The following is a 22307-nucleotide window of genomic DNA, read 5'->3' on the forward strand; positions in this document are numbered from 1 at the left end:
CTCATCCGCTCCACGACGTCCCTCCTTGCGGCGCGCGATCTTCCGCAAGGGAATGCCGATTCCGGTCCGGCCGGGCAAGGCTGCAGGCGGCTACTCCGCGGCGCTGCGCACGCCCGTGCCGATCGGGCAGGACACGCCGGTGCCGCCGAGCCCGCAATAGCCCGCCGGGTTCTTGGCGAGGTATTGCTGGTGGTACGCCTCGGCGAAGTAGAACGGCCCGGGCTCCCGGATTTCCGTGGTGATCGGGCCGTAGCCCTGCGCCCTGAGCGCCGCCGCGTAGGCGTCGCGGGAGGCCTCGGCCTCGGCGCGCCGCTCCGGATCCGCCACGTAGAGGCCCGAGCGGTACTGCGTGCCGACGTCGTTGCCCTGGCGCATGCCCTGGGTCGGGTCGTGGCTCTCCCAGAAGGTCTTCAGGAGCTCGCCGAACGGCATCAGCGCCGGGTCGTAGGCGACCAGCACCACCTCGTTGTGGCCGGTGAGCCCGCTGCAGACCTCCTCGTAGGTCGGGTTCGGGGTCGTGCCGGCGGCGTAGCCGACGGCGGTCACCCAGATCCCGTCGCCGAGTTGCCAGAACTTCCGCTCCGCGCCCCAGAAGCAGCCGAGCCCGAACACCGCCGTCTCGACGCCGTCCGGATAGGGGCCCTTCAGCGGGCGGCCGTTCACGAAATGGCGCTCGGCGGTCGGGATCGCGGCCGGGCGGCCCGGCAGGACCTGGTCCGGAGCCGGCATCTCGGCGCGCTTGCGGAAGAACAGCATCGGCTCGCTCCGTCTCGGGTGTCGCAACGCGGGATTCGTCGACGCGAGCCATATGGTGACGCGCGCGCCGCTCCTCCAGGCGCGCGCCCGGCGCGTCAGGGTCGCACCAGCGTCCCGATGCGGGCCCGCGCCGGCTGGCCCAGCCACAGGAGCGCGAGCCCGAGGGCGAGAGCGATGGGGGCGGCGGGCGACAGGGTGAGGGGCAGGCCCAGCATCTTCCACAGGGCCGGCTGGCTGCCTTCGGCCGCCGCCTGGAGGCTCGCCGCGCGGTCCTTCAGCAGGGCGAGGGCCACGTCGCTCACCGAGGTGACGAGGAGCGTGTTGTTGGCGATCGAGCGCGCCCCGTCATAGACGCAGCCGACGAAGCCCGCGGCGAGGAGGAGGAGCCCGACGACGCGGGCCAGGAAGCGGATCATGCGCGGCTCACGTCTGGCGTGCGCCCGCAGTAGAATCCCACCGGGCGGTGCGCAAGCGGGGGATCGGGCGGGGCCGCGTCGGGTCGCCGACACCGTCGCCACGAAGGCCGCCCCGCGGATGCTGCCTTTCGGTCCGGCGGCCGGCCCGCAGGCGGCGGCGCTGCCTCGGTTGCAGCGGATCCGGATCCGGAGGCGGGTCTTGATCCCGCCGGAGGCGCGTGCGAGGGGCAGCCCGGGATGCGGGCCACGGGAGCGGGCATGGCGGGCGCGACGCGGCCGGACCTGGTGATCTTCGATTGCGACGGTGTCCTGATCGACAGCGAGCCGATCAGCCTCGCGCTCCTCACCGACAATCTCAACCGGATCGGCGTGCCGATCGACCTCGACACGGTGGCCCGCCGCTTCACCGGCACCAGCATGACCTCGATCATGGCCCATGTGGAGGCCGATTACGGGGTGACGGCGCCCGCGGGCTTCGTGGAGGAGGTCCGGGCCGACACGCTGCGCGCCTTCGAGCGGGACCTCGCGGCGATCGCGGGCGTGGCCGAGGTGCTGGCGGACCTGGACGGCCGGCGCTGCGTCGCGTCGAGCAGCGATCCCGCGCGCCTCGCCCACGCGCTCACCCTGACCGGCCTGCTCCCGCTCTTCGAGGGCCACGTCTTCAGCGCCAGCATGGTGGCGCGGGGCAAGCCGCACCCCGACCTGTTCCTGTACGCGGCCGAGCGGATGGGGGTGGCGCCCACGGCCTGCCTCGTCGTCGAGGACAGCGTGCCGGGCGTGACGGCGGCCCGGGCGGCGGGCATGCGGGTGCTGGGCTTCGCGGGCGGCGGCCACTGGCGCCACGACCGCGCCGCCGCCGCGCTTTCCGCCGCGGGCGCCGCCCTCGTCTTCGACGATTTCCGCCGCCTGCCCGCGCTGATCGGGGCGTGAGGACAGTTTCGGCGGGACCGTAAGCTGGCATTCGCCATGCCGATGACGGGTGGGCTGTGTGTTCCGATTGACTTAACCAGGGCCGATCACCATCTCGCCAACGCTCCGGAACGAGGCTTGACGGCGGGCGCGGCCGCCGTGATGGCATGAGGCCGCAGCGGGATCGCGGCGGCGCGCGAGGGTGGATCTTCGCCGAACCCGACGGGCCGGGCCGGGTTACCCTGGAGCCCGACCGAGCATGTCCTGACTGGGCCGGGTCGCGCCGGCGAACGGAGCCACGCCGTGAGACTTCCCCGCATCGTCGCCTTCTCCGGCAATACCGGCCGCCCGTCGCGCACGCGGGTGCTGGTCGAGGCCATCGCGGCGGAACTCGCCCGGCAGCGGCGCATCGACCTGAAGGTCTTGGACCTCGTCGATGCCGGGCCGGGCCTCGGCGCGACGAGCCGCGACGCCCTGCCGCTCCCCGCCGCGCGCCTCGTGGAGGCGATCGAGGGGGCGGACGGGCTGATCATGGGCTCCCCCGTCTACAAGGGCTCCTATTCGGGTCTCTTCAAGCACGTCATCGACTTCCTGGCCCCCGAGGCGCTGGCCGGCAAGCCGGTGGTGATCGCCGCGACGGGCGGCGGTCCCCGCCACGCCCTGATGGTCGAACACCAGCTCCGGCCGCTCTTCGGCTTCTTCACGGCGCATGTCGCGCCGACCGCGGTCTACGCGGGCGAGAGCGAGATCCGCGACGGGGCCGTGGTCGATCCGCGGGTCGCCGCCCGGGTCGCGGCCGCCGCGACCGAACTGGCCCACATTCTCGACGCCGCCGAGGCGGCCCGCCGCGCCCGCGCCCAGCCGCCCGCCGCGGCGGTGCTGTAGCGCCGCCGCCCACCTGCCCGACCGGGCCGTCGAAGGCGCGATCGAGGGAGACATCGCCGTCGCGCAGCGCCGTTCCCGGGCCCGCCTCGTCGCGAGGCCAAATCATCGCGCGGCCAAGTCATCGCAAGGCCAAGGCATCGCGAGGGTCAAGTCATCGCGGGCTCACGCCACCACCCGCAGCCCCGCCTTCTGGCGCGCGCGCCCCACCGCCTCGCGGAGCGCGGGCAGATCGAAGGGCTTGCGCAGGATCGGGAAACCCTCGCTGGCGGCGGCCCGCGCCACCTCGCTGTAGCCGGTGGCCAGCAGCACCGCGACGCGGCGCCCGTGCTCCCGCCGGATGATCCGGGCGAGGTCGAGGCCGTTGCGCGGTCCCGGCATCACGATGTCCGAGAAGACGAGGTCGGGGGCGTCCGTGCCGCGCAGCAGGTCGAGGGCCGACTCCACGTCCCGCGCGTGGGTCACCGTGTAGCCGAGTTCCTCCAGATGCGCGCGGGAGACCTCTGCCACCTCTCCGTTGTCCTCGACCAGCAGGGCGCGCCCGCGCAGCCGGTCCTGCGGCGCAGGCGCCGCGGGCGCGGCGGGCGCCTCCGGCTCCGCCGGCACCTCCCGGGTGCGCGGAAGGTAGAGGGTGACGGTCGTGCCCCGCCCCGGCTGGCTGGCGATCGCGGCGCTGCCGCCGGATTGCCGGGCGAAGCCGTAGACCTGGGACAGCCCGAGGCCGGTGCCCTTGCCCACCTCCTTCGTCGTGAAGAAGGGCTCGAACACACGGGCGAGCACGTCGGGCGGGATGCCGCTCCCGGTATCCGACAGGCTCAGGGCCACGAACTCGCCCGCGAGCCCGATCGTCTCCGGGTCGGCGAAGCTGACGTTCTGGGCCGCGATCGTGAGCCGGCCGCCCTCCGGCATGGCGTCGCGGGCATTGACCGCCAGGTTGAGGACGGCGAGTTCGAGTTCGTTGAGGTCGACTTTGGTGGGCCACAGCGCCGGGGCGAGGCGCAGGTCCACGGCGATGTCGCCGCGCAGGCTCGACCGGAGCATGTCCTCGAAGACCGGCAGGCAGCGGGTGAGGTCCACCGGGACCGGCTCGTGGGTCTGGCGCCGCGAGAAGGAGAGAAGCTGGCGCGTGAGGCTCGCCCCGCGCTTGGCGGCCGCCTCAATGGCGTCGAGAGCGCGCCGCTGGCGGTCGTCGGCGGCGGGGTAGCGCTTCAGGCGCTCGACGTTGCCGTTCACCACCATCAGCAGGTTGTTGAAGTCGTGGGCGACGCCGCCCGTGAGCTGTCCCACCGCCTCCAGGCGCTGCGCCTGCTTGAGGGCGGCCTCCGCGACCTCCCGGCGCGCCACCTCCGCCTCGAAACGCTCCGTGCGCCGCAGGGCGTAGATGGCGAGCGCGAACAGGGCGAGGGTCGCGGGACATCCGAACGCCATGTGGCCGAGGAGCGAGTCGCGCAGCTCCTGGCGGATCGCCGCGGTCTCGATCCCGGCCTGCACGTAGAGCGGGTAGCCCGGGATCAGCCGGTAGCCGATCCGCCGCTCGACGCGATCGATCTGCGAAACCGTCGTGAAGCCGCCGGCCTCCGGGGCGCGGGCCACCGCGGCCAGGAAGGCGCTGCCGGGGCCGAGGCGGTCCGGCCACGCCTCGGCGGAGGGGTGGCGGGCCAGGATGGCGCCGTCGGCGCGGATCAGCCCGAAGGAATCCGCCACGCCGCGGGCGAGGCGGGCGTAGAACTGGCGGAAATGATCCGGCAGAACGCTGATCGCCACGACGCCGTCGAAGCCGCCGTCGCGCCGGTCCGGCCGCCGCGCGCTCACCACGAAGAAGCGCATCCCGCCGACCTTGGCGCGCAGGATCCCACCGATGAAGCTCGCCGCGCCGTCCTGCCGCTGGGCCAGGAAGTAGTCGCGGTCGGTGTTGTCGAGGTCGCGGGGCACGGGCCGCACGGTGCTCGACACCAGCGGGTGGCCGGCCGCGTCGAAGGCCCAGATCGCCTGGATCTGGGGCAGCGCCCGCTGGCTCGCAGCCAGCCGCTCGGAGAGCCGGGCCTCCTCCGCGCGGATCTGGGCGTCGTCGAGGCCGCGCAGCACCTCGTTCGCCTCCGCCAGCGTCCGCTCGACGGTCTGGAGCGCCTTCAGCGCCTGTTCCTGGAGGATGTCGAGGGCGCGCTCGATGCGCTCGTCCGTGCGCGCGTCGATGGCCGCGCTCTCGGACCACGCCGCGTAGGCGAAGACCAGGGCCGGGCCGACGAGGCTGAGCGCCGCGATCAGGCGGAGGGGCCAGACGACGCTCGACTGGACGGCACGCACGGGGTGGTTTCGCGGCTCGCGACGGTCACGGGCGATCCCGGGCGCACCCGGGCTCCACCGTCAAGCGCGCAACTTGGCTTTGGTTCCACAACTTCGCCGCGCAATCACCGGGCCGGCATGGCGGCGCGCTCGCGGCGGCGCTCGATCGAGGAGGGGATGCGCAGGGATTCCCGGTACTTCGCCACGGTGCGGCGCGCGATGTCGACGCCCTCGCCCCGCAGGCGCTGCACGAGGGCGTCGTCCGACAGCACGTCGTCCGCCTCGCCGTCGATGAGCTGCTTGATGCGGTGGCGCACCGCCTCCGAGGAATGGGCGGCGGCGCCGGCCGCGCCGGGGATCGCCGCGGTGAAGAAGTACTTCATCTCGAAGGTGCCGCGGCTCGTCCCGATCGACTTGTTCGAGGTCACCCGCGACACGGTCGATTCGTGCATGCCGATGGCGTCGGCCACCGTCTTCAGGTTGAGGGGGCGCAGATGCGCGACGCCGTTGAGGAAGAACCCGTCCTGCTGGCGCACGATCTCGCTCGCGACCTTCAGGATGGTGCGGGCGCGCTGCTCCAGGCTGCGGGTGAGCCAGTTGGCGGTCTGCAGGCAGTCCGACAGGAAGGCCTTGTCGGTGTCGGTCTTGGCCCCCCGCGAGACGGTGGCGTAGTAGCTCTGGTTCACGAGGACGCGCGGCAGCGCTTCGCTGTTGAGTTCGACGAGCCAGGATCCGTCCGGCGCGGGCCGCACGAACACGTCCGGCACCAGCACCTCCACCGGGGCGGCGCCGAAGGCGCGCCCGGGCTTCGGATCGAGCTGGCGCAGCTCCGCCAGCATCTCGGCGAGATCCTCGTCGTCGACGCCGCAGAGCCGGCGCAGGGCCGCGAGGTCGCGCTTGGCCACGAGGTCGAGGCGCGAGATCAGGGCCTCCATGGCCGGGTCGAGGCGGTCGCGCTCCTTGAGCTGGAGGCTCAGGCATTCCGCCAAGTCGCGGGCGGCGATCCCGGAGGGATCGAAGCTCTGCACGAGGCCGAGGACCCGCACGACCACCGGCAGCCCGACCCCGAGCCGCTCGGCGACACCCGCGAGATCCTCGCGCAGGTACCCGGCCTCGTCGACCGCGTCGATCAGGAAGCCGCCGATCAGCCGCTCGACCGGATCGCGGGTGGCGAGGTCGAGCTGCGCCGCGAGGTGGTCGCGCAGCGAGGCCTCGCTGGTGAGGGTGGCCTCGAAGTCGGGCGCCTCGCCGTCGAAGCTGCCCCCGGTATTGCCCCAGGGGGCGGGGGTGAGGGAGAGGGTATCGCCCGAGGGCTGTTCGCGGACGGCCGGCCCCTCGTCCGGGAAGACGTTGTCGAGGCGCGTGCCGAGATCGCTCTCGATCTCGCCGCGGTCGGGGTTCATGTCCTGGGCGAGCCAGGGCTCGGCCGCCTCGCCCTCGAAGCCGCCCTCGCCCTCGAAGCTCTCGCGCTCCGGCGCCGCCTCGGGTCCCTCGGCGCGGGGCTCCTCGGCCTCGGCCCGTTCCAGGAGCGGGTTGCGCTCCAGTTCCGCATCCACGTAGGCGGCGAGGTCGAGGTGGGAGAGCTGCAGGAGCTTGATCGCCTGCAGGAGCTGCGGCGTCATCACCAGGGCCTGGCCCTGACGCATCTCAAGCCGTTGCAACAATCCCATCAGCCTGCCCCGGCGCGCCGCCCGGGTGTTCATCCCGGGTCGGCACGATTTTTGCTTCGATTCGTCTATGCAGGTGTAGACCGAAGCTCGGCGCCCGTCAAAGGCGAGGCCCGCGTCATCCACGGATGAGGACCGGGGGCGCTCGGGAAAATTACGAGTGCGAGAGTAAACGCGCCGTCTCGCGCGCAGAGGAACCCTCCCCCTCGGCGGGGCAGGGTGGCCTGCGGAGCATGCGCAGCGGGACGCGGTCCCACCGAGAGGGGCGGCCCAACGGTTCTGGGTCTGGCGCCCTTCATCCCGCTCGCGACCTCTCTGGAGACGGGGTTCCCCTCTCCCGTAGCGGGCGGAGGGTTGGGCCGCCGCTCCTACAGCCGGAAATCCTCGCCCAGGTACAGCCGCCGGACATCGTCGTTGGCGACGATCTCGTCGGGCGTGCCCTCGGTGAGGATGCGCCCGGAATGCACGATATAGGCCCGGTCGATCAGGCCCAGCGTCTCGCGCACGTTGTGGTCGGTGATGAGCACCCCGATGCCGCGGCCCTTCAGGTGCATCACGAGATCCTGGATGTCGCCGACCGCGATCGGGTCGATGCCCGCGAAGGGCTCGTCCAGCAGCACGAAGGAGGGCGAGGAGGCGAGCGCCCGGGCGATCTCGAGCCGCCGCCGCTCGCCGCCCGAGAGCGCGATCGCGGGCGCCTTGCGCAGCCGCGTGATGCGGAACTCCTCGAGCAGCGAATCGAGCCGGTGCTCGCGGGTCCGGCGGTCCGGCTCGACCACCTCCAGCACCGCCCGGATATTGTCCTCGACGTTGAGGCCGCGAAAGATCGAGGCCTCCTGCGGCAGGTAGCCGATCCCGAGGCGGGCCCGCTGATACATCGGCAGGCGGGTGATCTCGCGCCCGTCCAGGGTGATGGTGCCCCGGTCCGCGCTGACGAGGCCGGTGATCATGTAGAAGATCGTGGTCTTGCCGGCGCCGTTCGGCCCGAGCAGCCCGACCGCCTCCCCGGTCTGCACGTGGAGGCCGGCCTCGTGCACGACCGTGCGGGCGCCGTAGCTCTTGCGCAGGTCCTGCACCGCCAGGATGCCGGGGCCGCCGAAGGGTTGGGCGACGTCCTCGACGGCACGCGGGGCCGCGCCGCGCGAGAACAGCCCCGGCAGGCGGGACAGGAGCGGCACCGCCTGGGCCCGCAGCGGGAGGACGGAGGACGAGGTCAACGGGGCGCTCTCTCGCTTCCACCGTGCCGGCCCCTCCGCCCCGAGCGGCCACACCGATGTTCACCGCCTGTTATCGGACGGCCTTCCCGGCGGCAACGCGGCGTTGTGCCGACACCGCGCGCTCATGCCTCGGCGGGGCTCACGCCTCGGCGGGCTTGGGCGCCTCGCCGGCCTTCGGGCCGCCCTTGGCGACGCCCACCAGCGCCGGCCGCAGCACGCGGTCGCCGATCACGTAGCCGGTCTGCACGACCTGCACCACGGTTCCGCTCGCCACGTCGGGGTTCGGCACCTCGAACATCGCCTGGTGCAGGTTCGGGTCGAAGCGCTGGCCCTGCGGCTCGACCGGGCGCACGCCGTGCCGTTCCAGGCTCTTGGCGAGGTCGCGGCCGGTGAGTTCGATGCCGTCGATCAGCGCCTTCAGGGGGCCTTCCGCGGTCTCGCGGGCCTCGGCCGGGACGCTGTCGAGGGCGCGGCGGACGTTGTCGGCCACGTTGAGCATGTCGCGGGCGAAGTTCGTCACCGCGTAGGTGCGGGCATCCGCCACCTCGCGCTCCGTGCGGCGGCGCAGGTTCTCCATGTCGGCCAGCGTGCGCAGGAGCTTGTCCTTGAGGTCGAGCTTCTCGGCCTCGAGGGCGGCCAGCGCCTCGGCCTGCGAGCCCTGCGACGGGGTCTCGGGCGCGCCGGCCGCATCCTGGGCCGGGTCCGACACCCCCTCGGGCAGCGGGCGCGCGGCGGTCTCCGTGTCGTTCGGCGTCATCGTCAATCCACAACGAGGATCGGGGAGACGCGGATATCAGGTCTGTCCGGCGCGAAATCAAGCTTCGCGGGCGACCTCGGCGGCGCCCGCCCCGCGGGGGCGCGGCGCCGGGCGCCGGCCGGGCGCGGCGTCGCCCTCGAACACGCCCATCACCGCCCGGCGGATCGTCGCCTGCCGGTCGGGCTGGGTGATCTTGGTGCCGGTGAGGTCGGTGACGTAGAAGACGTCCACCGCCCGCTCGCCGAAGGTCGCCACGTGCGCCGAGGTGATGTTGAGGTTCAGCCGGCTCAGCACCGTGGTGAGGTCGTAGAGCAGGCCCGGCCGGTCGAGCCCCGAGATCTCCAGCACGGTCTCGCGGGCCGACAGCGCGTTGTCGATCGACAGGTCGGGCGCGACCTGGAAGGTGCGCGAGCGGTCCTTGCGGGGGTGGCGGTCCTCGACGAGGTCGGCGATGCGGATCTCGCCCTTGAGCGCCCGCTCGATGGCGGTGGCGATGCGGCCGGCCCGGCGCATCTCGTCCTCGTCCTGATCGAAGGCCCGCGACAGGGTGATCGTGTCGAGGACGAAGCCGTCCGCGGTGGTGAAGATCTGCGCGTCGACGATGTTGCCGCCCGCCGCCGCGCAGGCGCCGGTCAGGATGGCGAGCAGCCGCGGGTGGTCGGGCGAGTAGACGGTGAGTTCCGTGACGCCCCGGGAGGCGTCGGTCTCCACGTGGGTCGCCACGGTGCGGCCGGCCGCGACCGCCCCCCGGATGAAGTGGGCGTTCTTGCGCTGGCGCTCGGCGTCGACCTTGAGCCAGTAGGGCGCGTAGAGACGCGCCGCGTAGGCGTCGAACTCCTCGGCGCTCCAGTCGGCGAGCTGCTCGCGCAGGCGCATCTGCAGCAGGCGCACCCGGTCGGTGCGGGCGATCTCCGAGTGGCCGCCGGAGAGCACCACCTCGGTCTCGTAGAACAGGGTGCGCAGCAGCGTCGCCTTCCAGGCGGTCCACACGCCCGGCCCCACCGCCTTGATGTCCGCCACGGTGAGCACGAACAGGAGCTTCAGCCGCTCCAGGCTCTGCACCACGCCCGCGAAGGTCTCGATGGTCTTGGGGTCCGAGAGGTCGCGGCTCTGGGCGGTGATCGACATCAGCAGGTGGTGCTCGATCAGCCAGGCGACGGTGTCGGTCTCGGCCGGTTCGAGGCCGAAGCGCGGCCCGAGCTTGCGCGCCACCGCGGCCCCGGCGATCGAGTGGTCCTCCTTCCGGCCCTTGGCGATGTCGTGCAGGAAGGTCGCCACGTAGAGGGCGCGGGCGTTCTGGACGGAGTTGACGATCCGGTGCGCCACCGGGTGCTCGTCCTTGGACTCGCCGCTCTCGATCTTCGCGAGCACGCCCAGCGACCGGATCAGGTGCTCGTCCACCGTGAAGTGGTGGTACATGTTGAACTGCATCATCGCGACGATGCGGCCGAAATCCGGCACGAAGCGCCCGAGCACGCCGGTCTCGTTCATGTGCCGCAGCACCGTCTCGGGGGCGTTCTGCGAGGTCAGCAGGTCCAGGAACAGGCGGTTCGCCTCCTTGTCGACGCGGACCATCGGACCGATCAGGGAGAGCGAGCGGGTGGCGAGCCGGCTCGCGTCGGGGTGGATCGGCAGGTCGTGCCGGTCCGAGAGCCAGAACAGGCGGATCAGGTTGACCGGGTCGCGCTCGAAGGCCTTGGCGTCGCGCAGCTGCAGCCGCCCGTTCTCGACACGGAAATCGGCGGCGTCGAGGTCCGGGGCGGTGAAGCGCTCCTTGAAGCGCCCGAACCAGCGGTTGAGGGCCGGCGGACGCTTGGCGTGGCGCGCCTCCATTCCGGCGCAGACGATGGCGGTGAGGTCGCCCACATCCTTGGCGATCAGGAAGTAGGACTTCATGAAGCGCTCGACGGCGGTGAGGCCGCCGCGCGGGCTGTAGCCGAGCCGCTCGGCGATGCGCGGCTGCAGCCCGAAGGACAGGCGCTCCTCCGCCCGGCCCGTGGCGAAATGCATGTGGCAGCGCACCCGCCACAGGAATTCCTCGCAGCGGTCGAACAGCCGGACCTCGTCGACGGTGAACAGGCCGGCCTCGACGAGTTCGTCCGTCTCCTTCACCCGGAAGGTGTATTTGGCGATCCAGAACAGGGTGTTGAGGTCGCGCAAGCCCCCCTTGCCGTCCTTGACGTTGGGCTCGACGAGGTAGCGCGAGGCGCCGCCCTTCGAGACCCGCGTATCGCGCTCCTTGAGCTTCGCCTCGGCGAATTCCGCCGCGGTGCCCTGGACGACCTCCTTGTCGAAGCGCTCGACCAGTTCGTCGAACAGAGCGCGATCGCCGAACAGGAACCGCGCCTCCAGGAGCGCGGTGCGGATCGTCATGTCGGCCCGGCCCTCGCGCAGGCACTCCGCCACCGAGCGGGTGGCGTGGCCGACCTTCAGCTTGAGGTCCCAGAGCACGTAGAGCATCGCCTCGACGACGCTCTCGCACCACGCGGTCTGCTTGTAGGGGAGCAGGAACAGGAGGTCGATGTCCGAGCCCGGCGCCAGGGTGCCGCGGCCGTAGCCGCCCGTCGCCACGACGGCGATGTGCTCGCCCGCGGTCGGGTTGTCGGCCCGGTAGAGCCGCTTGACCACCGCCGCGTAGATCGCCTGCACCACCGCGTCCATCAGCCCACAGATCTCGCGCGCGCAGGCGAGACCGTCCCGGTGGCGCATCAGGTTGCGCTCGGCCTGCGTGCGCCCCTCCTCGATGATCTGCTTGAGGCCGGGGACCAGCTTCTCGCGCAGCCGCGTCGGGTCGCTGATGCTCTGGTCGATGCTCGCGAGGAGCTGGGAGAGGGCGGTGGAGGCGTCGGGCATAGGGTCCCGGATCAGGGCGGGCGGGAAACCCGGATGCTCCCACCACCGCGTTGTCTATCCGTTGGCGCGCGTGCAATCCACAGCCCCCCCGGTCGCATCCGGGTTGCCGGACCGATCGTTTGACATAAAGAACGCACTCCCCTACAGCGTTCCGGCTCCGGCCGAAGGCGCCGAGCGGACGAGAGCCGCCGTCCGGTCCAAGGGAGAGAGACCATGCGCATCCATCGCCGCGGGCTGATCGGCGCCGCGTTCGGCCTCGCCGGCCTGTTCTCTTTACAGAACACGGCGACCGCCCAGCCGGTCAAGGAGATCCGGCTCGACTGGGCGACCTACAACCCGGTGAGCTTGGTCCTGAAGGAGAAGGGCCTGCTGGAGAAGGCGCTGGCGGCGGACGGGGTCGGCGTGCGCTGGGTGCAGTCGCTGGGCTCGAACAAGGCGCTCGAATTCCTGAATGCCGGCTCCCTCGACTTCGGCTCGACGGCGGGCGCCGCGGCCCTGCTGGGCCGGATCAACGGCAACCCGATCAAGGCGATCTACGCCTATTCGCGGCCGGAATGGACCGCTCTCGTCACCCGCCCGCAGACCGGCGTCGTGACGGTCAAGGACCTGAAGGGGCGCCGCGTCGCCGTCACCCGCGGCACCGACCCGCACATCTTCCTGATCCGGGCGCTGCGGGAGGCGGGGCTGACCGAGCGGGACGTGAAGCTGGTCCTGCTCCAGCATCCGGACGGGCGCACGGCCCTCGACCGCGGCGACGTCGACGCCTGGGCCGGGCTCGACCCGATCATGGCGGCGGCCGAGGTCGAGAACGGGGACGTCCTGTTCTACCGCAACCCCGCCGCCAACACCTGGGGCGTGCTCGACGTGCGCGAGGATTTCGCCAAGGCGAATCCCGACCTCACCCGCAAGGTGCTGGCCGCTTACGAGGAGGCGCGCCGGATCGCGGTCTCGCAGCCCGACGAACTCAAGCGCATCCTGGTGGCGGCGACGAAGCTGCCCGAGCCGGTCGTCGCCCGGCAGCTCGGCCGCACGGACCTGTCGCAGCCGCGCATCGGGCCGGTTCAGGCGGACGCGATCCTGGCGGCCGGCCGGGCGCTGCTCGACGCGGGCGTGATCCCGGCCGGCACCGACGTCGAGGCGGCGGTCGGCGGGCTGATCGACCCGCAATTCGGCCCGGCGGAGCGATAGCGCGTCGCCGACCCTCCCCCGCAGGGGCTACCGTCTGCACACATCTTGCGTGGAACCAGAAAAGCCTTCTACCGCAGTAGATTACAGGTGATTTTAAGGTGGATCGCGGGATCCCCTCTCCCGTGCGGGAGAGGGGTAGGGGTGAGGGTCCAGGTGGTTCAGCAAGCACTCTGGACCGTCCCGCTGCCAGCACGACACTCGAAGCTTCATTCTGAAGGGTCCGGGACCCTCACCCCTGCCCCTCTCCCGCACGGGAGAGGGGTTCCCCACGCCGGGCTCACGGAGCCATGCGCTTGAACAAGAGATTGTCTTGTAACAGTTTTTCGATCGCTGTGTGCACACCTTAGCCCGCAGAGGGGGAGGGACCGCGCTCCCGCCCCGCGGCCACGATCCCCCACCCCTTCGCCAGCCCCCGCATGGACGCGACCACGCCTCCCGCCCCCGCCTGGACCAAGCCCGCCGCCCGCGGCGGTGCGGCCCTGCTCGGTCTCCTCCTGCCCCTCCTGCTCGCGCTCGGCTGGGAGGCCGCCGTCCGGGCCGGGCTGGCGCAGGGCCGGCTGGTGCCGCCGCCGAGCCGCATCCTCGCGACCCTCTGGGCGCTGGCGGCCACCGGCGAGCTCTGGACCCACGTCGCCGCGAGCCTCGAACGCGTCGCGGCGGGCTTCGCCTGCGGAGCGCTCGCCGGCATCCTGATCGGCGCCCTCACCGGAACGCTGCCGCTGCTGCGGCGCCTGCTCGATCCGACCCTCCAGGCCCTGCGCGCCATCCCGTCGATCGCCTGGGTGCCGCTGTTCATCCTGTGGTTCGGCATCTTCGAGGCCTCGAAGATCACCCTGATCGCCGTCGGGGTGTTCTTCCCGGTCTATCTCGGGGTGGCGGGCGCCATCGCCTCCGTCGACCGCAAGCTCGTGGAGGTCGGCCGCGTCTTCCGGCTGTCGCGGCTCGACCTCGCGCGGCGCATCCTGCTCCCGGCGGTGCTGCCCGCGACGCTGATCTCCCTGCGCACCGGGCTCGGCCTCGGCTTCATGTTCGTGGCCGCCGCGGAACTGCTGGGCGCCTCCGAGGGGCTCGGCTACCTCCTCCTCGACGGGCAGCAGCTCGGCAAGCCCGAGCAGATCGTCGCCGCCATCATCGCCTTCGCGGCGACCGGCAAGCTCTGCGACGCAGCCCTGGTCGCTCTGACCGGCCCGCTGGTGCGCTGGCAGGACACCGCGCGGGAGACGCTCTGATGCTGGTGCTCGATCGCCTCTCCAAGACCTATGCGGACGGCACCAACGCCCTGCGGGACATCTCGCTCACGGTGCGCGCCGCCGAGATCGTCGCCCTCGTCGGCGGCTCGGGCTGCGGCAAGACCACGCTGCTTCGCCTCGTCGCCGGGCTCGACGTCCCGAGCGCCGGCCGCATCGGCCTCGACGGCGAGGCGATCGCTGGGCCGCATCCGGGCGTCGGCATCGTCTTCCAGGAGCCCCGCCTGCTGCCCTGGCTCACCGCGGCGGAGAATGTCGGGTTCGGGCTCGCCGCCCTGACGCGGGCGGAGCGCCGCGCGCGGGTCGCCCACGCCCTCGACCGGGTCGGCCTCGCCGAGCATGCCGGGCGCTGGCCCCGGGAACTCTCGGGCGGGCAGCAGCAGCGGGTGGCGATCGCCCGCGCCTTCGTGGCGGCCCCGAAGGTGCTCCTCCTCGACGAGCCCTTCTCGGCGCTGGACGCCTTCACCCGGGCCGACCTGCACCGCCACCTCCTGGCGCTGTGGGAGGAGAGCCGCCCGACCGTGCTCCTCGTCACGCACGACGTCGCCGAGGCGGTGGCGCTCGCCGACCGTGCCGTGGTGCTGCGGCCCAAGCCCGGCCGCATCGACGACGAGGTGCCGCTGCCCCTCAGCCGCCCTCGGCAGCCCACCGCGCCCGGCAGCGAGGCCGCCGTGCGGGCGATCCTGGCGAGCCTCGACCGCTCCTTGCGCCCACCCGGCGCACCGGGGGGCGAACGCGCCGAGGCCGCCGCCCACTGGTGGTGAGGCTGGCCTTCCGCACGTCCCAAGTGCTAAGCCGGCCGCCTGAAATTCCAACGAAGCCACCCCGAGGAGACGCCATGGACGCCACCGCGCTTCGCGCCCTGCAGGCCCCGATCAAGGACCGCTACCGCTCGCAACCGGAGGCCGCCGTCATCACCCTGCGGGCGCAGGGCTCCCTCGACGACACCGCCATCGCCTGCAAGGTCGAGACCGGCCGGGCGCTCGCCGTGGCCGGCCTTCACCCGGCGAGCGGCGGCTCGGGGGCGGAACTCTGCTCGGGCGACATGCTGCTGGAGGCCCTCGTCGCCTGCGCGGGCGTCACCCTGAAGGCGGTGGCCACCGCTCTCGAGATCCCCCTGCGCAAGGGCGTGGTGACGGCGGAGGGCGACCTCGACTTCCGCGGCACGCTCGGCGTCGACAAGGAGGCCCCGGTGGGCTTCCGGGCGATCCGCCTCGCCTTCGCGGTCGACAGCGACGCCCCCCAGGAGAAGATCGACCAGCTCCTGAAGCTCACCGAGCGCTACTGCGTGGTGTTCCAGACCCTCAACCACCGCCCGGCCCTCGACGTCACGCTCGACCGCGCCTGAGCGCACGACCACCGCCGCGGCGGGTTCCCGGTCCCTGACGCAGCGGCGGCCGCGCGTTGACTTCGCTCCGGGCGATTCTTAGCTCTTCAACGATCGGCCCACGGCGTGACGCCCAAGGGCCGGCAACCGAGCGGACCGGAGGATTCGATGGCAGGCTTGCGGGTGTCGGGTCGCGGCATGGACCTGGGGGAGACCCTGCGGTCGCGGGTGGAGGAGCGGATCGCCGCCACCCTCTCCAAATACTTCGACGGCACCTATTCGGGACACGTCGCCATCGGCCGGGACGGGGGGGCCTACCGCACCGACTGCGTGCTGCACCTCACCTCCGGCATCACCCTCGAAGCCTCGGGGAGCGCCCACGATCCGCATGCGAGCTTCGAGCAGAGCGCCGACCGGATCGAGAAGCGCCTGCGCCGCTACAAGCACCGGCTGAAGACTCACGCGAATGGCGGATCGCGTCGGGCGGAGGCGCCCCAGCCGGTGCTGGAGGCCGCCTACTCGGTCTTCGAGGCGCCCGAGGAGGATTCGGGGGAGCACCCGCCGGTGATCGCCGAGAGCACCCGCGCCCTGCACCGCCGCTCGGTGAGCGAGGCGGTGGTGGAACTCGACCTCACGGGCGCTCCGGTGCTGGTTTTCGTTCACGCTGGCACCAATCGGGTCAACGTCGTATATCGTCGGTCCGACGGCGCGATCGGTTGGATCGATCCGCCCGAACGCGGCACGCCGTGACCGGATGAACCGGCCCGCGGCTTGCCTCCGGTCCTGGGAAGCGAGCGGGACCGTTTCGTCCCGTCGATGAGGCAGCGGTCTCGATGCCATTGCTGGAATTTCTCAAGCCGGAGGCCGTCCTCCCGGCGCTGCGTGCGCCCGGCAAGAAGCAGGTGCTGCAGGAACTCGCCCATCAGGCGAGCAAGCACCTGCCCGGGCTGGACGAGCGGGAGATCTTCGAGACCCTGCTGCAGCGCGAGCGTCTCGGCTCGACCGGGATCGGCGAGGGCGTGGCGATCCCGCACGGCAAGCTGCCGGCCCTCGATCAGCTCTTCGGGCTGGTGGCGCGGCTGGAGCGGCCGGTGGATTTCGAGGCCCTGGACGGCCAGCCCGTGGACATCGCCTTCCTGCTCCTCGCGCCCGAAGGTGCGGGGGCCGACCACCTGAAGGCCCTCGCCCGGGTGGCGCGCGTGCTGCGCGAGCCCGGCATCATCGACCGGATGCGGGCGGCCCGCGACGGGGACGCGCTCTACGCGCTCCTCACCCAGGCGCCGGCGCCCCGGGCGGCGTGACGCGATGAGCCTGCGTCCCGGTTTGACGGGCCTCGTCCTGCTGCTCGTGCCGGCCCGCGCGGTGGTGGCGGAGGGCATCTGCGCGCGCGATCTGCTCGTCGCCGAATCCTCGCAGCGCGTCGCGATCGAGCGGTTGGAGACCCTGGGCGACAGCGACGCGGATCGCTGCCGCGGCTGGCGCCAGCACGTCGAGACCATGCGCCGCGCCGCGAGCGTCTACGGGCGCTGCCTGAGCGGGGCGCCCCGCAACGAGCGGCTGGCGCAGGTCCAGGGGTCGGAGCGCGAGTTCGGAGAGCTGCTGCGCACCCGCTGCCGGGGGAAGTGAGAGACCGGTCGCGGGTTCCGGGCGAGACAGCGGCATCCCTTCCGCGCTCATCCCGAGATTGCGGCAAGCCCTCCGGTGGCACGGACCGCCACATCTGACGACAGAGACAGGACGCGATGGAGAGCCCCCTGCGATCTCGCGGCATGAGAGGCTCAGATCCGAAGAAGCGGGGTCATCCTTCGATGTGAGCCCCGGACGCCGCCCGCGAGGGGAGGAACCTCCCGTGGTCGGACGGCCGGCCCGACGATGGCTAGGCTCAAAACCCAATGAGCTTGGCCGTGTGAATGGCTGCTAAGGGTGGTGAGCGGCGTCCGCCGCTGAGGCCGAAACCGGACATTCAAGCCCGCGGCGGTTGGTCTGAGTTGGGTGCACCCATAGCGAACCGGCGGTGCCGGTCTCCATCCGCATACCCATCACAAACCGACACGAGCTGTTCGCCAGATCAGCCGGCCTCGGATCCGTCGAGGATGGCGCGCAACGCCACGACGTGCGCCCGATAGGCCGCACGGCCCGCCGTTGTCGCAGCAAGCCGTGTTCGGGGACGCTTGCCCTCGAAATCCTTGGTGACCGCGACGTAGCCCGCCCCCTCAAGCGTGGCGATGTGGGCTCCGAGGTTCCCATCGGTCAGGCCGAGCAGAGCACGAAGGCGCTTGAACTCCAGCAACCCTCCCTCTGGAGCGGCGGCGAGTGCAGCCATGATCCGCAGCCGCGCCGGGGTATGGATGATCGGATCGAGGTCGGCCGACATCTGCCCCACCCTCAGGTTGGGTCACGCCGCGCCAAGAGCAGGCCCGCCGTGATGAGGCCGCCGCCGCCGAGCAGTCCGGCATAGAGCGGGAACTCTGAGGGCGGCACCACGACGCCAGCCAGGAACAGCAGCGTCACACCGGCGCCGAGTGCCGCGAGGAGAGGTCCCCGCCAGAGGCCGGCGACGAGATACGCGAAGCCGGTGACGGTGCCCGCGTAGATGCCCGGGGCATTGGGATGCCCTGACAGCAGCATGAACGCCCAGAGCGCGGCATAGGCACTCATCAGCACGGCCGAGAGGCCGTAGCGGGCCCCCAGCCCGAAGCGCCGCTCACGGCCGGCCCGACGTTGCACCAGAACGAGGAGGCTCGTTGCTGCCCACCCCAGAGCCGTGACGGTTGGCCAGATGGTCCCGATGCGGTCTGGGAGGAGAAAGGTGCTGATGAAGCCTGCCATCCAGGCGAGGCCCCAGAGGATGAGGTAGGGGCTGACACGACCGTAGATGAGAGCGTCGGTCAGACGGCGTTCGCCATCCTCTGCAGCGGCGAGAGCAAGGCGTGCGTCATCGCGTGGATTGATGGGGGTTTGGGTTGCCACGGCTGAATCCTACCTGAGCAGATAACTCTGTATCACAGAGCATTCTGCGGTTCAAGCATCCAGTGCACGAGAGTGCCCCCGATCAATTCGCAGCCGAGATGAGGCGCAAGTTCATCCTGAAGCGTCAGCCGCGTCCCACCCGTTGCCGCCGATCCGCGTCGTGTGCGATAGGTATGGCCAAAGTGAACCGTAGCCATCGGTCTGTTTTGGATGCCCACTGGGACTATCAAAAACGAAATTGCTCAAGCGAACCAGGCATAGCAGACCGGCAAGCCGAACTGTCCCGGAGCAGGCATTGTGAGGGTCTGCTTGCGTTCGGAAGCGGTCCCTCGTGCGGTCAAGCTGATTGAGTTTTGACCCTAGCGATACTTCATACAGAGCACTGCGTGCAATATTCAAACGGTGAGAGCGCCCCGGAGCAGCCCTTACACCACCCAACCGGTCGCTCTCGCCCCCTACCGCAGCAGCGGTTCGGCCACGACCCGGCTCGGGCGCCCGCGGCTGATCAGCACCGCGACGCGGGAATCCTCCGGGTCCGTCTCGAAGCGGGTGCGCAGCCAAGCGACCAGGAACTTCACGTATTCGGAGGCCAGCAGCCGCGCCGAGGCGGGCTTGCGCCACCACGCGTCGGGATCGAGGCCCTCGTGCACGACGGGATGCGGCACCACCCGGTCACCCAGCGACAGCGCGTGGTCGATCTCCAGCAGCGTGCGCGGCATGTGGTAGTTCGACGTCACCACCGCGATGGTGCGGAACCCGTTCTCCCGCATCCAGCGCCGGGTCTCGATGGCGTTGCCGATCGTGTTGCGGGCGCGGTAGTCGAGGTCGACGCAGCAGGCGATCAGGTGCTGCTGGCCGGGATTGAGCCGGGCGATCTCCTCGCGGCTGGTGCGCTCGTTGACGCCGGTGATCAGCAGCCGGCGGCCGTAGCCCGCCGCCAGCAGGTCGATGGCGTCGCCGATGCGCTGCGCGCCGCCCGTGAGCGCGACGATCCCGTCGGCGCGGGCGAAGGGCTGCTGCTCGGTCCGCGCCAGGCAGGAGACGAAGGCGAGGAACCCGGCGCCGAGAGCCATTCCGGCGAGGCCGCCGAGCGCCAGGAGCGCGAGGCCGAGGCGCCGCCAGCCCCGCGGGCGGGCCGGGCCGGCGCGGTCCTGCGCGGCCTCATCGGCGCTTCGCGTCATCATTGCGCGCTTCATCCGCGTGGCATCCCAGGCGATTGAGCATAGTGCCGAATGCGGCGGGCCGGAGGCAACGGGGCGCGGGCGGATTCGTTCATGGGGCGCGGGCCGGGGGCTCAGTCGAGGAAGCGACGCACGGTCACCCGCGAGACGATGCCGGTCACCACGGAGGCGATGATCCCGATCAGCACCACGCTCGCGTAGCCCCGCCAGCCGATCGCGAAGCCGCCGAACAGCGCCTCGATCTCGTCGCCGGCCGGGCTCGCGCGCCAGGCCCGCGTGACCACGCCGCCGAGCGCCAGCGCGCTCAGCGCGGCCACGGCGCCGATCGCCCCGCCGCGGAGCCCGAGGCGGAAGAAGCGCCGCTGGAACTCGCGCGCGATGAAATCGTCGTCCGCGCCCACGAAATGCAGCACCTCCACCACCTCGCGGTTGCCCGCCATGGCGCCCCGGGTCGCGAAGGTCACGGCGAGCCCCGTGGCGAGGAGCACCAGCGCCACCACCGCGACGCCGACGCCCACGAAGGTGTTGGCCATGGTGGAGAGGCGGGTGAGCCAGAGCGCGTGGTCGTCGAGGCTCGCCACCCCCGGCAGGGCCTCGACGAGCCGCTGGCGCAGGGAGGCGAGGTCGGCGGGCGGGTTGCCGGCGAGCCGCACCGTGATCAGCCGCGGCACCGGCAGGTCGCCGAGGTCGAGCCCGCTGCCGAGCCAGGGTTCGAGCAGCCGCTCGGACTCGGTCTTGGTGAGGGCGCGGGTGTCGGCGATGCCGGGCGCCGCGCGGGCGAGGTCCACCGCCTTGGCCACGTCCGCCTCCGCGTCCCGTCCCGGCGCCGGGCGGATCTGGATCGTGACCTCGTTCGCCACCGCGCCCTGCCACTGCGCGGCGCTCGACGCCACGATCTCGGCCGCCCCGGCGCAGAGGGCGGCGAGGAAGGTCAGGATGGCGATGACCGCCGCGAGCGCGCGGCTGGCGCTGCCGTCCGTGGGGACCAGGGGCGCGTTGCGGCGCAGGGCCGCCGGCAGCTCCTCCGCCTTCGCGCGGGGGGCCGGGACGGCGTCGGCGGATGGACCTGCGCTCACGGCGCCCTCACTCCTCGATCCGCAGGCGGCGGTCGCCGAGGATCAGGCGGCGGGCATCGACCAGATCCATCAGGGCGTAGTCGTGGGTCGCGATCAGCACCGAGGTGCCGAGGCGGTTGAGTTCGATGAACAGCCGGAGCAGCCGCCGCCCGAGCTGCGGGTCGACGTTGCCGGTGGGCTCGTCCGCGAGCAGGAGTTCGGGCCGCGCGATCAGCGCCCGGGCGATCGCGGCGCGCTGCTTCTCGCCGCCCGAGAGCAGCGGCGGGAGCACGTGCATGCGCTCGCCGAGCCCGACCCAGCGCAGGAGCTCGACGACCTCCGCCCGGTAGCTCGTCTCGGCCCGGCCCTGCACCCGCAGCGGCAGCGCCACGTTCTCGTAGGTGGTGAGGTGGTCGAGCAGGCGGAAATCCTGGAACACGACGCCCATGCGCCGCCGCAGCCCGGTGAGCGCCCGGCTCGAGATGCCGCTGACCTCCTCGCCGAAGACCGAGACCAATCCGCGGCTGGGCTTGGCCGAGAGCAGGATCAGCCGCAGCAGCGTGGTCTTGCCGGCGCCCGAAGGGCCGGTGAGGAACTGGAAGGAATGCGGCGCGATCGTGAAGCTGATGTCGCTCAGCACCTCGGGTCCGAGCCCGTAGCGCATGCCCACGGTCTCGAACCGGACGACGGGTTCCTCCATCCCGGACAGCAGGCTCTCGCCCGTCACCCTGTATGGTCCGGCAGCCATGCGCTCCCCATTCTCGCTCCGCGTTCGTAGCCTGCCGCACCTTGCGCGGGGCTTGCCCGGGCCGGCCGCTTTACCACGCCTTAACGCTGTGGCGAGAAAACCGGGAGGGTCCGGGCCTCCGGGCGCCGCCGTGACTTGCCATGCTGATCGTCTGCCCGTCCTGCGCCGCCGAGTACCGGCTCGATCCCGACCACATCGGGCCGGAGGGCAGGACGGTGCGCTGCGCCAGCTGCCGGGTGCCCTGGTACGTGGCGCCGCCCGAACCGCCGCCGGGCGAATTGTCGCCGCCCGGCCCGGCGGTGTTCACCGCCGACGAGCCGCCCGCGCCGCCCCCGGCCACGCGTCCCGCGACGCGACGCCGCCGCCTCCCCGCGGCGCTCGTCCCGGTCGGCTGCACGCTCCTCGCCCTCCTGGCGATCGCCGGGGTGCTCCTCGGCCGGGAACGCGTGGTGCGGGCCCTGCCGCAGACGGCGCGCCTCTACGCGGCGATCGGGCTGCCGGTGAATCTGCGCGGCCTCGCCTTCCGGGACGTGGTCGCCTTCGCGCTGCCGGCCGAGGGCCGCGGCGAGGCCCGGCTCGTCGTGGAGGGCGACGTGGTGAGCGCGTCGGGCCGGGTGCGGGACGTGCCGCCGCTCGCCCTCGAACTGCGCGACGAGACCGACCAGGTGGTCTATCGCTGGACCGCCGAGGCGCCTCGGCGCCGGCTGCAGCCCGAGGAGACCGCCCGCTTCCGGGCGGAGCTGGAGGCGCCGCCCCCGCGCGGCCGGCGCGTCCTGGTCCGATTCGCCGCGGTTGACACGGCGCAATCCACGGGCAGCGTAGGGACATCCCCGCCCGACCACGAATGAGAG

General features: G+C 72.1%; 22 protein-coding genes. 10 read left to right on the forward strand and 12 right to left on the reverse strand.

All coding sequences use genetic code 11. The features are described from left to right. Positions 1-90 precede the first annotated feature (90 nt). Together msrA and ACW9J6_RS18095 are read right to left on the reverse strand one after the other, a co-directional pair. Positions 91-756, reverse strand: a complete 666-nt coding sequence (gene msrA / locus ACW9J6_RS18090; RefSeq protein ID WP_457117885.1) for a peptide-methionine (S)-S-oxide reductase MsrA — start codon at positions 754-756, stop codon at positions 91-93. A gap of 95 nt (positions 757-851) precedes the next feature. Further along, positions 852-1172, reverse strand: coding sequence for a PetM family of cytochrome b6f complex subunit 7 (locus ACW9J6_RS18095; RefSeq protein WP_457117886.1), 321 nt, complete (start codon positions 1170-1172; stop codon positions 852-854). Positions 1173-1430: 258 nt separating this feature from the next. On the opposite strand from ACW9J6_RS18095, the gene ACW9J6_RS18100 reads away from it, so the two are divergent. Both ACW9J6_RS18100 and msuE read left to right on the forward strand, forming a co-directional pair. Beyond that, positions 1431-2102: an HAD family hydrolase gene (locus ACW9J6_RS18100; protein WP_457117887.1), complete on the forward strand. Its 672-nt coding sequence runs from the start codon at positions 1431-1433 to the stop codon at positions 2100-2102. Between the two features lie 282 nt (positions 2103-2384). Further along, positions 2385-2966, forward strand: coding sequence for an FMN reductase (gene msuE, locus ACW9J6_RS18105; protein ID WP_457117888.1), 582 nt, complete (start codon positions 2385-2387; stop codon positions 2964-2966). A gap of 162 nt (positions 2967-3128) precedes the next feature. Here msuE and ACW9J6_RS18110 read toward each other — a convergent pair whose 3' ends face one another. The 5 genes from ACW9J6_RS18110 to ACW9J6_RS18130 all read right to left on the reverse strand — a co-directional run bounded on the left by ACW9J6_RS18110 (position 3129) and on the right by ACW9J6_RS18130 (position 11740). Then, on the reverse strand, positions 3129-5267 hold the full coding sequence (locus ACW9J6_RS18110; RefSeq protein ID WP_457117889.1) for an ATP-binding protein: 2139 nt from the start codon (positions 5265-5267) through the stop codon (positions 3129-3131). A 104-nt stretch (positions 5268-5371) separates the two neighbouring features. Beyond that, entirely contained in the window at positions 5372-6916 is a 1545-nt protein-coding gene (gene rpoN / locus ACW9J6_RS18115; protein WP_457117890.1) for an RNA polymerase factor sigma-54, read from the reverse strand. A 365-nt stretch (positions 6917-7281) separates the two neighbouring features. Next, positions 7282-8130 carry an LPS export ABC transporter ATP-binding protein gene (gene lptB, locus ACW9J6_RS18120; protein WP_457117891.1) on the reverse strand — a complete coding sequence of 283 codons (849 nt, stop codon included), beginning with the start codon at positions 8128-8130 and terminating at the stop codon, positions 7282-7284. Positions 8131-8269: 139 nt separating this feature from the next. Further along, positions 8270-8887 carry a nucleotide exchange factor GrpE gene (grpE, locus tag ACW9J6_RS18125; protein ID WP_457117892.1) on the reverse strand — a complete coding sequence of 206 codons (618 nt, stop codon included), beginning with the start codon at positions 8885-8887 and terminating at the stop codon, positions 8270-8272. A 57-nt stretch (positions 8888-8944) separates the two neighbouring features. Continuing rightward, positions 8945-11740: a [protein-PII] uridylyltransferase gene (locus tag ACW9J6_RS18130; RefSeq protein WP_457117893.1), complete on the reverse strand. Its 2796-nt coding sequence runs from the start codon at positions 11738-11740 to the stop codon at positions 8945-8947. A gap of 213 nt (positions 11741-11953) precedes the next feature. Here ACW9J6_RS18130 and ACW9J6_RS18135 point away from each other — a divergent pair, with 213 nt between their 5' ends. The 7 genes from ACW9J6_RS18135 (at position 11954) to ACW9J6_RS18165 (ending at position 17128) form a co-directional block, all read left to right on the forward strand. Continuing rightward, entirely contained in the window at positions 11954-12928 is a 975-nt protein-coding gene (locus tag ACW9J6_RS18135; protein WP_457117894.1) for an aliphatic sulfonate ABC transporter substrate-binding protein, read from the forward strand. Between the two features lie 416 nt (positions 12929-13344). Beyond that, on the forward strand, positions 13345-14157 hold the full coding sequence (locus ACW9J6_RS18140; protein ID WP_457117895.1) for an ABC transporter permease: 813 nt from the start codon (positions 13345-13347) through the stop codon (positions 14155-14157). Then, positions 14157-14939, forward strand: coding sequence for an ABC transporter ATP-binding protein (locus ACW9J6_RS18145; protein WP_457117896.1), 783 nt, complete (start codon positions 14157-14159; stop codon positions 14937-14939). Before ACW9J6_RS18140 ends, ACW9J6_RS18145 begins: the two co-directional genes overlap by 1 nt. A gap of 74 nt (positions 14940-15013) precedes the next feature. Beyond that, positions 15014-15523, forward strand: a complete 510-nt coding sequence (locus ACW9J6_RS18150) for an OsmC family protein (RefSeq protein ID WP_457117897.1) — start codon at positions 15014-15016, stop codon at positions 15521-15523. A gap of 147 nt (positions 15524-15670) precedes the next feature. After that, the gene (gene hpf, locus ACW9J6_RS18155) at positions 15671-16252 is read left to right on the forward strand and encodes a ribosome hibernation-promoting factor, HPF/YfiA family (protein ID WP_457117898.1); all 582 of its coding nucleotides are present in this window, start codon (positions 15671-15673) and stop codon (positions 16250-16252) included. 83 nt (positions 16253-16335) lie between these two features. Then, on the forward strand, positions 16336-16803 hold the full coding sequence (gene ptsN, locus ACW9J6_RS18160) for a PTS IIA-like nitrogen regulatory protein PtsN (RefSeq protein WP_457117899.1): 468 nt from the start codon (positions 16336-16338) through the stop codon (positions 16801-16803). A gap of 4 nt (positions 16804-16807) precedes the next feature. Continuing rightward, positions 16808-17128 (forward strand): hypothetical protein, encoded by a 321-nt coding sequence (locus ACW9J6_RS18165; RefSeq protein ID WP_457117900.1) that lies wholly within the window; start codon positions 16808-16810, stop codon positions 17126-17128. A gap of 442 nt (positions 17129-17570) precedes the next feature. Here the strand turns inward: ACW9J6_RS18165 and ACW9J6_RS18170 are convergent, their stop codons facing one another. The 5 genes from ACW9J6_RS18170 to ftsE form a co-directional block, all read right to left on the reverse strand. Beyond that, positions 17571-17876 (reverse strand): transcriptional regulator, encoded by a 306-nt coding sequence (locus ACW9J6_RS18170; RefSeq protein ID WP_457117901.1) that lies wholly within the window; start codon positions 17874-17876, stop codon positions 17571-17573. An 11-nt stretch (positions 17877-17887) separates the two neighbouring features. After that, positions 17888-18472, reverse strand: a complete 585-nt coding sequence (locus tag ACW9J6_RS18175) for a hypothetical protein (RefSeq protein WP_457117902.1) — start codon at positions 18470-18472, stop codon at positions 17888-17890. 455 nt (positions 18473-18927) lie between these two features. After that, positions 18928-19656, reverse strand: a complete 729-nt coding sequence (locus ACW9J6_RS18180; protein ID WP_457117903.1) for a YdcF family protein — start codon at positions 19654-19656, stop codon at positions 18928-18930. Positions 19657-19766: 110 nt separating this feature from the next. Further along, positions 19767-20729 carry a cell division protein FtsX gene (locus tag ACW9J6_RS18185; RefSeq protein ID WP_457117904.1) on the reverse strand — a complete coding sequence of 321 codons (963 nt, stop codon included), beginning with the start codon at positions 20727-20729 and terminating at the stop codon, positions 19767-19769. 7 nt (positions 20730-20736) lie between these two features. After that, on the reverse strand, positions 20737-21456 hold the full coding sequence (ftsE, locus tag ACW9J6_RS18190) for a cell division ATP-binding protein FtsE (protein WP_457117905.1): 720 nt from the start codon (positions 21454-21456) through the stop codon (positions 20737-20739). A 140-nt stretch (positions 21457-21596) separates the two neighbouring features. Here ftsE and ACW9J6_RS18195 point away from each other — a divergent pair, with 140 nt between their 5' ends. Next, positions 21597-22304: a DUF3426 domain-containing protein gene (locus tag ACW9J6_RS18195; RefSeq protein WP_457117906.1), complete on the forward strand. Its 708-nt coding sequence runs from the start codon at positions 21597-21599 to the stop codon at positions 22302-22304. The last annotated feature ends 3 nt before the right edge of the window (positions 22305-22307 follow it).

The sequence above is a fragment of the Methylobacterium sp. JK268 genome (assembly GCF_054052225.1).

What these genes read in the sequence shown, in the direction of transcription:
- msrA (WP_457117885.1), bottom strand. Translation starts at nt 756, where the DNA reads ATGCTGTTCTTCCGCAAGCGCGCCGAGATGCCGGCTCCGGACCAGGTC.
- ACW9J6_RS18095 (WP_457117886.1), bottom strand. Translation starts at nt 1,172, where the DNA reads ATGATCCGCTTCCTGGCCCGCGTCGTCGGGCTCCTCCTCCTCGCCGCG.
- ACW9J6_RS18100 (WP_457117887.1), top strand. Translation starts at nt 1,431, where the DNA reads ATGGCGGGCGCGACGCGGCCGGACCTGGTGATCTTCGATTGCGACGGT.
- rpoN (WP_457117890.1), bottom strand. Translation starts at nt 6,916, where the DNA reads ATGGGATTGTTGCAACGGCTTGAGATGCGTCAGGGCCAGGCCCTGGTG.
- grpE (WP_457117892.1), bottom strand. Translation starts at nt 8,887, where the DNA reads ATGACGCCGAACGACACGGAGACCGCCGCGCGCCCGCTGCCCGAGGGG.
- ACW9J6_RS18130 (WP_457117893.1), bottom strand. Translation starts at nt 11,740, where the DNA reads ATGCCCGACGCCTCCACCGCCCTCTCCCAGCTCCTCGCGAGCATCGAC.
- ACW9J6_RS18135 (WP_457117894.1), top strand. Translation starts at nt 11,954, where the DNA reads ATGCGCATCCATCGCCGCGGGCTGATCGGCGCCGCGTTCGGCCTCGCC.
- ACW9J6_RS18140 (WP_457117895.1), top strand. Translation starts at nt 13,345, where the DNA reads ATGGACGCGACCACGCCTCCCGCCCCCGCCTGGACCAAGCCCGCCGCC.
- ACW9J6_RS18145 (WP_457117896.1), top strand. Translation starts at nt 14,157, where the DNA reads ATGCTGGTGCTCGATCGCCTCTCCAAGACCTATGCGGACGGCACCAAC.
- ACW9J6_RS18150 (WP_457117897.1), top strand. Translation starts at nt 15,014, where the DNA reads ATGGACGCCACCGCGCTTCGCGCCCTGCAGGCCCCGATCAAGGACCGC.
- hpf (WP_457117898.1), top strand. Translation starts at nt 15,671, where the DNA reads ATGGCAGGCTTGCGGGTGTCGGGTCGCGGCATGGACCTGGGGGAGACC.
- ptsN (WP_457117899.1), top strand. Translation starts at nt 16,336, where the DNA reads ATGCCATTGCTGGAATTTCTCAAGCCGGAGGCCGTCCTCCCGGCGCTG.
- ACW9J6_RS18165 (WP_457117900.1), top strand. Translation starts at nt 16,808, where the DNA reads ATGAGCCTGCGTCCCGGTTTGACGGGCCTCGTCCTGCTGCTCGTGCCG.
- ACW9J6_RS18170 (WP_457117901.1), bottom strand. Translation starts at nt 17,876, where the DNA reads ATGTCGGCCGACCTCGATCCGATCATCCATACCCCGGCGCGGCTGCGG.
- ACW9J6_RS18180 (WP_457117903.1), bottom strand. Translation starts at nt 19,656, where the DNA reads ATGATGACGCGAAGCGCCGATGAGGCCGCGCAGGACCGCGCCGGCCCG.
- ftsE (WP_457117905.1), bottom strand. Translation starts at nt 21,456, where the DNA reads ATGGCTGCCGGACCATACAGGGTGACGGGCGAGAGCCTGCTGTCCGGG.
- ACW9J6_RS18195 (WP_457117906.1), top strand. Translation starts at nt 21,597, where the DNA reads ATGCTGATCGTCTGCCCGTCCTGCGCCGCCGAGTACCGGCTCGATCCC.